Genomic DNA, 11,886 nt, shown 5'->3' with positions numbered 1-11,886 from the left:
GGCCAGAGCGGGCGGCAGGCATGATCACCAGCGGTAAGTCTTGAGCAGCTGCTCGAGCTTGCGGCACTGCTCCACCAGCTGGACGCTGGCGAGGTTGGCGGCGTGAGCCTGGCCCAGGGTGTCGTTGGAGGTGTTGCGAATGTCGCTCACGGAGCCGTCCACTTCGCTGCAGACCCTGTCCTGCTCCTCGGCGGATTGCGCCATCTGGGCATTGAGATCGTTGATGCTGCTGATGCGGCCGATGATGTTCTGCATGGCGGCCAGGGTCGCCTCTGTCTTGTGGATGCTCTCGTCCGCCTTGGCCTTGGCATCCCCGATCACCGACACCGCGCTCTGGGCCTCGTTTTGCAGGGCGGCGATCATCTGGGAGATCTCCTCGCTGGCGGCGCGGCTGCGGTTGGAGAGGGCGCGCACCTCGTCGGCCACCACCGCAAAGCCGCGGCCCTGTTCGCCGGCCCGGGCTGCCTCGATGGCGGCGTTGAGGGCCAGCAGGTTGGTCTGATCCGCGATCCCCTTGATCACCTCCAGCACCCCGTCGACCGCCAGACAGCGGTTGTCGAGCTGCTGGATCACCCTGTCGACCCGCTCGATCTCCGCCGACATCTCGCCCATGTCGTTGATGGAGTGCTGGGCGAGGCGACTGGTGTTGGCCGCATCCTGGTTGGTGAGGGCGGAAAGCTCGGCGCTCTTGCGGGCGTGCTCGCGCACCTCGTGAGAGCTGGCGGCCAGCTCGCTCACGGCGGCGGCCACCTGAACCGTCATGCTCTCCTGCTGGCGGGCCGAGCCTTCGGTCTGGGTCGCCACCTGGCGGATCTGGTTGGACTCCTGATAGAGCTGGTGGGTGGCGCTCTCCACCTCCTGCAGGCTGTGGCGAAACCCCTGCACCATGTCGCTGACGGCGCGGGTCATCTCGCCCAGCTCATCCCGGTTGGGATTGATCAGGGGGAGGGAGAGATCCCGCTCCTTGGCCATGCGGGTCATGGCCAGCTGCAGATGGCGTACCGGCCGCTTAATGTAGCGCTGCAGCACCCAGCCCAGCAGGCCGAAGCCCAGCCCGAACACCGCCACCAGGCTACCGCTCAGGATCAGGTTGTTGCGATGGATCTCGCCAAAGGTGTGGCTGAGATCGTAACTGATGCGCACCGCCCCCATGACGGTGCCTTCCGCCACCTGGTGGCAGGTGGTGCACTGGGTACCGCGGTACTCCTTGTAGGCCTTGAAGGGCTTGATCAGGGTGAGCTGGTTGCCCTGCTGCTCGAGAATGGTCTCCCCCTGGTTGATGGCGCGTTCGTCCAGCTTGTCTTCAATCTGCTGATCCGGGTGACCGGGGCCGAACAGGCTGGTCACCGCAGGGGCGCGGATCAGGCGGGCCTCGACGATGCCGGCCTCGCTCTTGAGCTTGGTCTGCACGATCTGGCGGTTGGCGATGGCCCCCGTCATCATCAGCACGTTGAGCTGATCCATGTAGGTGTTGGCGGCGCTCTCCACCTTCTCACCCGCCAGCCGGATGGCGAGATCCCGTTGCAGCCAGGCGGAGAGCTCGAAGCTGAGGGCGAAGGTGCAGCCGATGACCAGGGCGAGGGGGAGAAAGATTTTCCAGTTCAGAGACAGATTTTGCATCGTTGGCAGGTCCATGCGCAGGTGAGCGATCGTCAATGGTTGATGACTCTCCCCGCGCTCGCTCATCAGAACGGGGGAGATGGTTCTCTATCGGCACACCCTACCTCATCTTGAGTAAATTATCTGTTAACTGGATCCGTGTTGGAGGTTAATGGTGCGTAGCAAACGAGAGCTGTTCGTCGTTGAGTTGATCCAGCACAAACTTGGCATTTATTGATAGTGGTTATCATTTGCATTATTCACTTGATAACCTTGCCTGCGATGACACCACTGCTGACCCCGACCATGACCGGTCTTGCCACCCCGGATCCCCTCAAGTTCGCCTTTGGCGCCAAGACCTCGGCCCACGCCAGTCGCGGCGGCATGCGCCCGCTCACCCTCGACCATGCCGACTGGCAAGCCTGGTGGTACCGTGAGAGCGAGGCGGACGAGCGGGCGCTCTATATCCACATCCCGTTTTGCCGCAAGCGCTGCAGCTTCTGCAATTTCTTTGAAAATGGCGCCAACCCGGCCCGCATCACCCGCTATGTCAATGCGCTCTGTAGCGCGCTTGCCCGGGCCGTCGAGACACCCTTCACCCAGAGCCGCCCCTTCTCGGCCGTCTATGTGGGGGGCGGCACGCCGACGGACATGAGCGCCGACGAGCTGGCGATGCTGGCCGCCGCCATCCGTCGTTTTCCCCTGACTTCGGATGCGGAGGTGACCCTGGAGGGGCGCCTCAACGGTTTTGACGATGCCAAGTGGCACAGTGCGCTGGCGGGCGGCTTCAACCGCTTCTCGTTCGGTGTGCAGAGCTTTGATACCGAGGTGCGCCAGGAGGCGGCTCGCTTCGACGACCGGGCGACCCTGCTGACCCGGTTGGGGGAGCTGACCCGTCACGACGACGCGGTGATCGTGGCCGATCTCATCTTCGGCCTGCCGGGCCAGGATGATGCCGTGTGGCGTCAGGACATCGCGGATGTGATGGCGAGCGGGGTGCATGGGGTGGATCTCTATCAACTCATCGCCATGGCCGGCACCAATCTGGCCCGTGCCGAGGCGAAGGGCAAGCTCGGTTGGGCCGCCGACGGCCAGCAGCGGGCCGCCATGTATGCCTATGGCGCCCAGACGCTGGAGCAGGGGGGCTGGCAGCGGCTCTCCTGCAGCCACTGGCGGCGCGGCGAGGCCGAACAGAGCCGCTACAACCAGATGGCCAAGCGCGGCGCCGAGATCCTCCCCTTCGGGGCCGGGGCCGGCGGCAACGTGCATGGGCACGGCCTCATGTATGGCCGGGATCTGGCGCTCTGGCACGAGGCGCTGGCGGCGGATCAGCGGGCCCCCGGCATGGTGATGGGGCGCAATCCCAATGGCCGCCTCGATGGTCTGCTGCGCGGCGCGCTCGACAGCGGCTGGCTGGCGCTGGCCCGCTTGCCGACGCCGCTGCGGGTACATCTGCAACCCTTGTTCGAGGCCTGGCAGCAGCACGGACTGGCAACGCTGAGCGAGGCGCGGTTTGAGCTCACCCTGGCGGGGCGCTTCTGGAACGTCAATCTGCAGGCTGGGCTGTTTGAATACTTGCAGCTCAACCCGCTGGCGGGGTCGGGTACGTCACCTGCCGATCCGGCGCAGGCGGTGCGCCATTCGCTGGTGTGAGTGCACTGGTCGAGAGGGCCTGACAAAGAGAGGATGATAAACAAGGGGGCACCTGATGTGCCCCCTTGTTCGTTATGGCTGGTGGACCTCTTCCACCCGCACCCGCAGCTGCCCCTCTGCAAGCTGGGTGACCAGCGTCTGGCCGGCATCCACCTGGGCGGCGCGGCTGATCACCTCACCGCTCTGGGTGCGGGTGATGGAGTAGCCGCGCCCCAGGGTGGCGAGCGGGCTCACCCCGTCGAGGCGGGCGCTGAGCATGGCGAGGCGGTGGTCGGCCAGATCCCGGCGTTTGGCGATGAGGGCATGGAGGCGCTCCTCGGCCAGCTGGTGGCGACGCTTGCCGGCGGCCAGCAAGCGCTCCGGACTCTTGCCCTGCAGGCGCAGCTCCAGATTGGCGAGGCGCCGCTCCCCCTGATGCAGTCTGTGATTCATCAGTTGCTGCAAACGGGCGGAGAGCTCGTCGAGGCGCTGGGATTGCTGCTCCAGCCGCCGCTTCGGATCCTGATGGTCGAGTCGCTTTTGCAGCAGGATGAAATCGTGGCGGGCGGCGGTCTGCTGGCGGCTCATCGCCTGCAGCAGTTGCTGCTTGAGATGGACGAGGCGCTGGGCACGGGCGCTCTGATCCGGCGCCACCAGCTCGGCGGCCGCCGACGGGGTCGGGGCGCGCAAGTCGGCGGCAAAGTCGCTGATGGTGACATCCACCTCGTGGCCCACCGCGCTCACCACCGGTATGGCGGAGTGGGCGATGGCGCGCGCCACCGCCTCTTCGTTGAAGCACCAGAGATCTTCGAGCGAGCCGCCGCCGCGCCCGACGATCAGCACATCCACCTCGGCGCGGCGGTTGGCCAGGGCAATGGCAGAGACGATCTGGCCGATGGCGGCGCTCCCCTGCACCTGGGTGGGGTAGATAAACACCGGTAGATCCGGTGCGCGGCGTTTGAGCACGGTCAGCATGTCATGCAGGGCAGCGCCGGTGGCTGAGGTGACCAACCCCACCGCGCGCGGTTCGCGGGGCAGGGGGCGCTTGCGCCCATCATCGAACAGCCCCTCGGCGCCGAGGCGGCGCTTGAGCTCCTCAAAGCGCAGCGCCAGCACGCCGTCGCCCGCCGGCTGCATCGATTCGATGATCAGCTGGTAGTCGCCGCGCGGCTCATAGAGGGAGACCCGCGCCTGCACCAGCACCTGCATGCCATCCTGCGGGCGAAACGCCACCCGTCGGTTGTTGCCCTTGAACATGGCGCAGCGCACCTGGGCCGACATGTCCTTGAGCGAGAAGTACCAGTGGCCGGAGCTTGGCATCGCCAGGTTGGAGAGCTCGCCGGTCAGCCACACCAGCCCCAGATCCTGCTCCAGGATCATGCGCACGGCGCTGTTGAGGCGGGTGACGGTAAAGACCTGCTGTTGTCTGCTTTGACTCGGTTCGTTGCGGTAGTTCAAGGCTGGTCCTGCACTGTGTGCCCCGCCTTGGGGGCGGGGGCATAAAACAATGGCGCCATCTTAACGCAGTTCGGGGCGAACGCCGAGCGGCGCTGGCCCTGTCGGGTTCAGCGTGCGTCCGGATCCTGAGGCTGCGCCCGGACCTGAACGGCCGGGGGGCTGGCCTGGCTGGTCACCAGCCAGACCGAGAGGCAGACGACCAGGCCCCCCAGCACGAAGCCCTGGCTCAAGGTCTCGCCCAGCACCAGCGCGCCCCACAAGATGCCAAAAGGGGGAATGAGGAAGGTGACGGTGAGACTGCGCAGCGGGCCGATATCGGCGATCAGTCGAAAATAGAGCAGATAGGCGAGGGCGGTACAGACCACGCCGACCGCCAGCACGCTGGCCCAGGCGGTGGGCACGGCCCAGTCGACCGCAGGGCTGGCCGCCAGCTGGTAAGCGAAAAAGGGCAGCAGGAACAGGCTGGCACCCAGCTGGCTGCCAAAGGCCACCAGCTTGGCATCGAGCCCGCCGCGATGGGTGATCCAGCTGCGGGTGAGAAAACCGGCAAGGCCGTAGCAGGCGGTGGCAAACAGGCAGGCCAGCACCCCGGGCAGCAGATGCCCACCGGCACTCACCTCGCCGGTGGTGGTGATGAGGCTGATCCCGATCACCCCCAATACCACCCCCAGCCATTTGCGCCGGTCAAGGCGCTCGTTGAAGCAGGAAAAGCCGATGAGGGCCCCCATCAGCGGCGTGGTGGCGTTGAGGATGGCCGAGTAGCCGGCCGGCAGCCAGAGGGCGGCGATGGCGTACATCAGAAACGGGATGGCGGAGTTGATGACGCCCAGCAGCATGGCGGACTTGAGCTGGCCCTGAAACCCCATGGGGGCGCGCAGCAGCAGGAGCATGACGGCAAGCCCGATGAGGGCGAACAGGACCCGCAGGAAGGTGGTGTTGACGGCGCCAAACGCCGGGGCGGCGATGCGCATGAACAGGAAGCTGGCGCCCCAGATGGCGGCCAGCAGGAGCAGGCGCCCATAATCGGCAGGTTTCATGGTGTCGTCCTTGAGGTGATGGTGGCCAATATTGGCGCTGCATCGGCATGATGCCGACAAGGTACCTGTGCTGGCAACTGCAAGGATGGCAGCAGGGCATCCATGCCCTGGCGTACCGGTGTGTGGGTGACGGGAGCGTTACGGCTCCGGCTGGCTCACGAAGGCAATCTTGTGCAGGCCGTGTTGGGAGGCCTGGGCCATCACCCTGGCGATGATGCCGTACTCCACCTTGCGATCGATGCGCAGCTGGATCTCGGGCTGCTCCCCCTCGGCCTGGCCGGCGCTCTCCATCTTGGCGAGCAGGGCGGCTTCGTCGACCTCCTGATCGTTCCAGTAGATCTTGCCGGCCCCATCGATGGCGAGGTTGATGTCCTGCTTGTCTGGCTGGTTGAGCTGGCTGCTGGCCTCTGGCAGCTCAAGCTTGACCGCGTTGGTGAGCAAGGGGGCGGTGATCATGAACACGATGAGCAGCACCAGCATGACGTCGATCATCGGGATCATGTTGATCTCGGAGAGAGGTTGATCGTCCCCCTCGTCCGACAGTTTGCCAAATGCCATCAGCCGCGCCCCTGTCTGGTTTCCCGCTCGACCAGCGGGGTGACGTTGTTGGTGGCAACCTGCTCGAAGCCGGTCACCAGCAGGGTGAACAGGTCGTGGCCAAACTCCTCCAGCGCTGCGAGCCTGAGCCGATTGCGCCGCACGAAGAAGTTGTAGATGAGCACGGCCGGCAGGGCGACCGCGAGGCCGAAGCCGGTCATGATCAGCGCCTCGCCCACGGGGCCGGCGACCTTGTCCAGACTGCTCTGACCGGCGGCGCCGATGGCCAGCAGGGCGTGGTAGATGCCCCAGACGGTGCCGAACAGCCCGATGAAGGGGGCTGCCGAGCCCACCGAGGCGAGGAAGGCCAGCCCCTGCTCCAGCCGCACCCGCTCCTGGGTGATGGCGCGGCGCATGGCGCGCAGCAGATATTCATCCGGCGAACCCAGCTTGCAGCTGACCGCACGCTCCTCGGCTCGGTTCAGCTGGGCCACGGCCGCCAGCGCGGCGCCGGTCAGCCGGCCATAGGCCTCCTGTGGCGGCAGGTGGGCCAGCTGGCGCTCCATCTCCTGCACGCTGTCGTGTTGCCAGAAATCGGCGACGAAGCGCGCGTTGAGGCGTTGTTCCCGCTGTGCGAGATAGCCCTTGAGCAGGGCGTAATAGCAGGTGCCAAGAGACATCAATACCAGCAGGATGAAGGGGATCAGCCCCACACCGCTGTTCTGGCTGAGCAGGTGGGCGATGCCCATGCCGTTGCTTGCGATTTCAGGATCCATGTTCAAGCCCTTAATTTGAAAATGATGGTGACTTTTGCCGAGGCCTCGACGGCCACGTTGTTCTGTTTGGCAGGAATGAATTTCCAGCGGCTGACGGTCTTGCGGGCCGTCATGTCCAGCCGCCGATAGCCGCTGCTCTTGTCCACCTCCACCGAGGCGGCGGTGCCCTCGGCCGTCACCCGTACATTGAGGATGACCCGCCCCTCTTCTCCCCGTCGTCTCGACTCATAGGGATATTGGGGCTCGGGGTTGTTGAGCCGGGCATCGCGGGCGATGGGAGCGCTGTTGCCCGCGCCGCCGCCAGCCTTGTGGGCAGGACTCTGACTGGCACTTCCGCCGCTCGCCTGTGTGGCCGTTGCCGTCGTCGCAGGGGCGGGCGCAGTGACCGGCGGTTGCGGACTGCTCACCGGCATGACCTTGGCGGGCTGCACCGGCGGGGGACTGTGTTTAAGCGGTTTGACCACCGGCTTGACGCTTTTCTTGACTGGCTTGGCCGGCGGTTTTTTGGGTGTCGGCAATGGCTTGGCTTTTTGCGACACTTTTTGTACTTGCTGCACTGTAGGAGCAGGAGCAGGAGCAGGGGCCGCCTTGGCTGGCGCGTCATTGGTCGCGGCCTCGCCAACCCAGCGGGCCGACAGGGTCAGCGGCAAGGGCGGGGTGATGGGCGCAGGCTGGTGCGCATAGAGCCACCAGAAGGCGGCAAGATGCAGGGCGATCGCGATGGCAAGGCAAACGAGACGGGCGGCGTCGGGATCGTTGGCGGGCAGTGCTGGTCTCGGGCTGCAGGAGTCCATCACTTGTCTCCCTTCCTGGTCTTCATATTCATACTCAAACGGCTAGTGTGAAGGCGCCAGAACAGGCGTCAGGCCGCTAGCATGCCTGACAATGAGAATCACAAACAAGAACCATTATCAATCGTATTTTAATCGTGGTGAGGCTGGCTTGCAGGCAATAAGAAGCCGGACCGGGCAACGGCGTTCCCGGCTGGCAACGGATTGAGCGGTGTGCGTTCGCACCGGTCTTACCCCCTGTTGGCTGGCGGCGTCACAACTCCAGCAATACCCCGAGCTCCACCACCCGGTTGGCGGGAATATGAAAGAAGTCGGTCGCCTTGAGGGAATTGCGGTTCATCCAGACGAACAGGCCCTCTCGCCAGCGCGCCATGCCGGGCAGATCGGTGCTGACCAGGTTCTCGTGGGAGAGGAAGAAAGAGGTCTTGGCCATGGTGACCTTCAGATCCTCCTGGGCGCAGGCCTGGAAGATCTCCTCCATGGAGGGCACCTCCTTGTAGCCAAAGTGGGCGACCACCTGCCAGAACCCCTCGCCAAGGTGGGTGAGTTCGATGCGCTCCTTGAAGGAGAGCCAGGGTTCGTCCTTGATCTGAACGGTCAGGAAAATGACCCTTTCGTGCAGGATCTTGTTGTGTTTGAGGTTGTGCAGCATTGCGTGGGGCACCACCTGCACCGACTTGGAGAGAAACACGGCGGTGCCGGGGACCTGCAGCGGCGGGTGTGCCTGCATGTTGTCGACAAATCCCTTCAGCGCCAGTGACTTGTGCTCCAGCTTGTCGAGCACCAGCTCCCGTCCGCGCTTCCAGGTAGTCATCACTATGATGGCCAGCAGCGCAAACAGGATGGGGAGCCAGCCACCGGCCAGAAACTTGGTGGTATTGGCGGCAAAGAAGGTGACATCGACCAGCAGCAGCGGTGCGCATATCAGTGCAATCAGCCAGCGCGACCACTTCCAGCGGCGGGCGGCCACCACCATCAGCAGCAAAGTAGTGAGCGCCATGGTGCCGGTCACCGCGATGCCGTAGGCGGCGGCCAGGTTGCTTGAACTCTGGAACCAGAGGATGACGATGACGATGCCCCCCAGCAGCAACCAGTTTACCAGCGGCAGGTAGATCTGGCCTATCTCGTGCTCCGAGGTGTGGCGGATCTCCTGGCGCGGCAGGTAGCCGAGCAAAATGGCCTGGCGCACCACCGAGTAGGTGCCCGAGATCACCGCCTGGGAGGCGATGACGGTGGCCAGGGTGGCGAGGATCAGCAGGGGAAAGGCCAGCCAGGAGGGGGCAAGCAGGTAGAAGGGGTTTTCGATGGCGGCGGGATTGCGCAGCAGCAGGGCTCCCTGGCCGAAGTAGTTGAGCAGCAGGGCGGGCATCACCAGAGAACCCCAGGCCAGCTGGATGGCGCCACGGCCAAAGTGGCCCATGTCGGCGTAGAGCGCCTCCGTACCGGTGACGCAGAGCACGACGGCCCCCAGGGTGATGAAGGCGACACCCGGTCGGCTGACCATGAAATCGAGGGCGTAGAGCGGGTTGACGGCCTGCAGGATGGCGGGGTTTTGCCCGATCTCATAGGCCCCGAGCGCCGCCAGCACCCCGAACCAGATCAGCATGATGGGGCCGAACAGGCGACCGATGCCGGCGGTGCCGTAATGTTGGGCCCCGAACAGGATCACCAGCACGGTGAGGGTGATGGGCAGCACAAACGGCGTCAGCTCCGGAGTGATCACCTGTAACCCTTCGACCGCCGAGAGCACCGAGATGGCGGGGGTGATCACCGCATCCCCGATGAACAGCCCCACGCCGACCAGACCGAGCAGCATGAGCAGGGCGCGCGGCTTGGCCGGGAGGCGGCGGGAGGCTAGCGAGGCGAGGGTGAGGATCCCCCCTTCTCCCTTGTCGTCGGCCCGGAGCACCAGCAGCACATATTTGAATGAGACCACGATCATGATGGTCCAGAAGAAGAGGGAGACGATGGAGAGGATCCCCTCCGGGGTGGGCTGCAGACCCAGGTGTCCGGCGAAGCTCTCCTTGAGGGCATAAAGCGGGCTGGTGCCGAGATCGCCATAGACGACCCCCAGTGCCGCCAGGGTAATGGCCATGCGCCCTTGCTGGTGTCCGTGGCTCATCATGAAATTCCATTTCAATTCAGACTGTTAATCATGATACGCAGGCTCAGGCACAAAGGAAACCCGCACTGCGAAAAGGCCCTTTCGTTTGGCGTGCCGGTTTGGGTGAAACACCCTGGATGTTGCTCTGCCCGATTCAGTGTTTGAGGGGGACGGCCAGGCGCGCATGGGCTTGCTGTCGAGTGCGATCGACCAGAGCCAAACGGCCTGCAACGGGGGAGGGGAAGCGGGGCTGCCTGAAAAAATGAAACGGGAACTTTTTTGCATAAAACCGCAATGAGACAACTCTTTTGTCCCCAAAAGGCTGTTTTGCGACTGAAAATGTTGGTTTTTTAGCGGCTTGGCGGCTGAAAAGGCCAAAACGCCATAAAAAATTCAAAAAACTTCTTTACCAGTGACCAATGCGTGAGTAAACTTCGTCGGCAATATTTTACACCCCCATTTCCTCAACGGTGAGATATTGCCATGCTCAGGATTGCCAAAGAAGCGTTAACCTTCGACGATGTACTGTTGGTTCCCGCCCACTCCGAAGTTCTTCCCAATACTGCCGATCTGCGTACCAAGCTGACCTCTGCCATCAGCCTGAACATCCCCATGATCTCCGCTGCCATGGACACAGTGACCGAAGCCCGTCTGGCTATCGCACTGGCCCAGGAAGGCGGTATCGGCTTTATCCACAAGAACATGTCCATCGAGCAGCAGGCTGCCGAAGTGCGCAAGGTCAAGAAGTACGAGAGCGGCGTGGTCACTGACCCCGTCACCGTACGCCCCGACATGACCATCGCCCAGATCAAGGAGCTGAGCCACAAGAACGGTTTCGCCGGTTATCCGGTGGTGACCGAGGGCAATCAGCTGGTGGGCATCATCACCGGTCGTGATGTGCGCTTCGTGATCGATCTCTCCCAGACTGTCGAACAGATCATGACCCAGAAGGATCGTCTGGTCACTGTGCGTGAAGGCGCTCCCCGCGAAGAGGTGGTTGGCCTGATGCAGAAGCACCGTATCGAGAAGGTGCTGGTGGTCAACGCCGACTTCAAGCTCAAGGGCATGATCACCGTCAAAGACTTCCAGAAAGCCGAGCGCAAGCCGAACGCCTGTAAAGATGACAAGGGTCGTCTGCGGGTCGGTGCTGCCGTCGGTGCCGGTGCAGGCAACGAAGAGCGCGTCGCCGCCCTGGTGGAAGCCGGTGTGGACGTGCTGCTGATCGACTCCTCCCACGGCCACTCCCAGGGTGTGCTGGATCGCATCAAGGCGACCCGCGAAGCCTACCCTGATCTGCAGATCATCGGTGGCAACGTGGCCACCGCCGCTGGTGCCAAGGCGCTGGCCGCTGCCGGCGTCAACGCCGTCAAGGTGGGTATCGGCCCGGGCTCCATCTGTACGACCCGTATCGTGACCGGCGTGGGCGTGCCCCAGATCACCGCCATCTCCGACGCCGTCGACGCGCTGGAAGGCACCGGCATCCCGGTGATTGCCGATGGCGGCATCCGCTTCTCCGGTGACGTGGCCAAGGCCATCGCCGCTGGCGCAAGCTGCGTCATGGTGGGCTCCATGTTCGCCGGTACCGAAGAGGCGCCGGGCGAGATCGAGCTCTATCAGGGTCGCTCCTTCAAATCCTACCGTGGCATGGGTTCTCTGGGCGCCATGTCCAAGGGCTCCAGCGACCGCTACTTCCAGACTGACAACGCCGCCGACAAGCTGGTGCCGGAAGGGATCGAAGGCCGCGTGCCGTACAAGGGCCGCCTCAAAGAGATCATCCACCAGCAGATGGGCGGCCTGCGCTCCTCCATGGGGTTGACCGGCAGCGCCACCATCGACGACATGCGCACCAAGGCCGAATTCGTGCGCATCTCGGGCGCCGGGATGAAAGAGTCCCACGTTCACGACGTGACCATTACCAAAGAAGCCCCCAACTATCGGATGGGCTGATAAAA

At 64.0% G+C, this 11,886-nt stretch carries 9 protein-coding genes; 2 read left to right on the top strand and 7 right to left on the bottom strand.

Features of this window, described 5'->3' with window-relative positions:
- Positions 1 to 24: 24 nt before the first annotated feature.
- Positions 25 to 1,620, bottom strand: coding sequence for a methyl-accepting chemotaxis protein (locus OKC29_RS03615; protein WP_026080109.1), 1,596 nt, complete (start codon positions 1,618 to 1,620; stop codon positions 25 to 27).
- A 261-nt stretch (positions 1,621 to 1,881) separates the two neighbouring features.
- Between OKC29_RS03615 and hutW the strand changes: the two genes are divergently transcribed.
- Positions 1,882 to 3,252, top strand: a complete 1,371-nt coding sequence (hutW, locus tag OKC29_RS03610) for a heme anaerobic degradation radical SAM methyltransferase ChuW/HutW (RefSeq protein WP_162275702.1) — start codon at positions 1,882 to 1,884, stop codon at positions 3,250 to 3,252.
- Between the two features lie 72 nt (positions 3,253 to 3,324).
- Here hutW and xseA read toward each other — a convergent pair whose 3' ends face one another.
- The 6 genes from xseA to OKC29_RS03580 all read right to left on the bottom strand — a co-directional run bounded on the left by xseA (position 3,325) and on the right by OKC29_RS03580 (position 9,952).
- Positions 3,325 to 4,689, bottom strand: a complete 1,365-nt coding sequence (gene xseA, locus OKC29_RS03605; protein WP_073350548.1) for an exodeoxyribonuclease VII large subunit — start codon at positions 4,687 to 4,689, stop codon at positions 3,325 to 3,327.
- A gap of 107 nt (positions 4,690 to 4,796) precedes the next feature.
- Positions 4,797 to 5,726: a DMT family transporter gene (locus OKC29_RS03600; RefSeq protein WP_073350547.1), complete on the bottom strand. Its 930-nt coding sequence runs from the start codon at positions 5,724 to 5,726 to the stop codon at positions 4,797 to 4,799.
- A gap of 138 nt (positions 5,727 to 5,864) precedes the next feature.
- On the bottom strand, positions 5,865 to 6,284 hold the full coding sequence (locus tag OKC29_RS03595; protein ID WP_073350546.1) for an ExbD/TolR family protein: 420 nt from the start codon (positions 6,282 to 6,284) through the stop codon (positions 5,865 to 5,867).
- Positions 6,284 to 7,039 (bottom strand): MotA/TolQ/ExbB proton channel family protein, encoded by a 756-nt coding sequence (locus OKC29_RS03590; protein ID WP_010633777.1) that lies wholly within the window; start codon positions 7,037 to 7,039, stop codon positions 6,284 to 6,286. Before OKC29_RS03590 ends, OKC29_RS03595 begins: the two co-directional genes overlap by 1 nt.
- Positions 7,040 to 7,041: 2 nt before the next feature.
- On the bottom strand, positions 7,042 to 7,833 hold the full coding sequence (locus OKC29_RS03585; RefSeq protein WP_270668875.1) for an energy transducer TonB: 792 nt from the start codon (positions 7,831 to 7,833) through the stop codon (positions 7,042 to 7,044).
- 250 nt (positions 7,834 to 8,083) lie between these two features.
- A complete protein-coding gene (locus OKC29_RS03580) occupies positions 8,084 to 9,952 on the bottom strand; it encodes a potassium transporter Kup (protein WP_073350544.1) in 1,869 nt (622 codons plus the stop codon).
- Positions 9,953 to 10,417: 465 nt separating this feature from the next.
- Between OKC29_RS03580 and guaB the strand changes: the two genes are divergently transcribed.
- Positions 10,418 to 11,881, top strand: coding sequence for an IMP dehydrogenase (guaB, locus tag OKC29_RS03575; RefSeq protein WP_011705859.1), 1,464 nt, complete (start codon positions 10,418 to 10,420; stop codon positions 11,879 to 11,881).
- Positions 11,882 to 11,886: the final 5 nt, after the last annotated feature.

Source organism: Aeromonas sp. QDB34 (genome assembly GCF_027705405.1).
GTDB classification, from domain to species: domain Bacteria; phylum Pseudomonadota; class Gammaproteobacteria; order Enterobacterales; family Aeromonadaceae; genus Aeromonas; species Aeromonas hydrophila.
The sequence above is the reverse complement of the archived record's forward strand: the minus strand, read 5'-3'. Positions and strand labels throughout refer to the sequence as shown.

Coding starts and splice junctions, on each gene's coding strand:
- guaB (WP_011705859.1), top strand. CDS start 10,418: ATGCTCAGGATTGCCAAAGAAGCGTTAACCTTCGACGATGTACTGTTG.
- hutW (WP_162275702.1), top strand. CDS start 1,882: ATGACACCACTGCTGACCCCGACCATGACCGGTCTTGCCACCCCGGAT.
- OKC29_RS03585 (WP_270668875.1), bottom strand. CDS start 7,833: ATGGACTCCTGCAGCCCGAGACCAGCACTGCCCGCCAACGATCCCGAC.
- OKC29_RS03600 (WP_073350547.1), bottom strand. CDS start 5,726: ATGAAACCTGCCGATTATGGGCGCCTGCTCCTGCTGGCCGCCATCTGG.
- OKC29_RS03615 (WP_026080109.1), bottom strand. CDS start 1,620: ATGCAAAATCTGTCTCTGAACTGGAAAATCTTTCTCCCCCTCGCCCTG.
- OKC29_RS03595 (WP_073350546.1), bottom strand. CDS start 6,284: ATGGCATTTGGCAAACTGTCGGACGAGGGGGACGATCAACCTCTCTCC.
- OKC29_RS03580 (WP_073350544.1), bottom strand. CDS start 9,952: ATGAGCCACGGACACCAGCAAGGGCGCATGGCCATTACCCTGGCGGCA.
- OKC29_RS03590 (WP_010633777.1), bottom strand. CDS start 7,039: ATGGATCCTGAAATCGCAAGCAACGGCATGGGCATCGCCCACCTGCTC.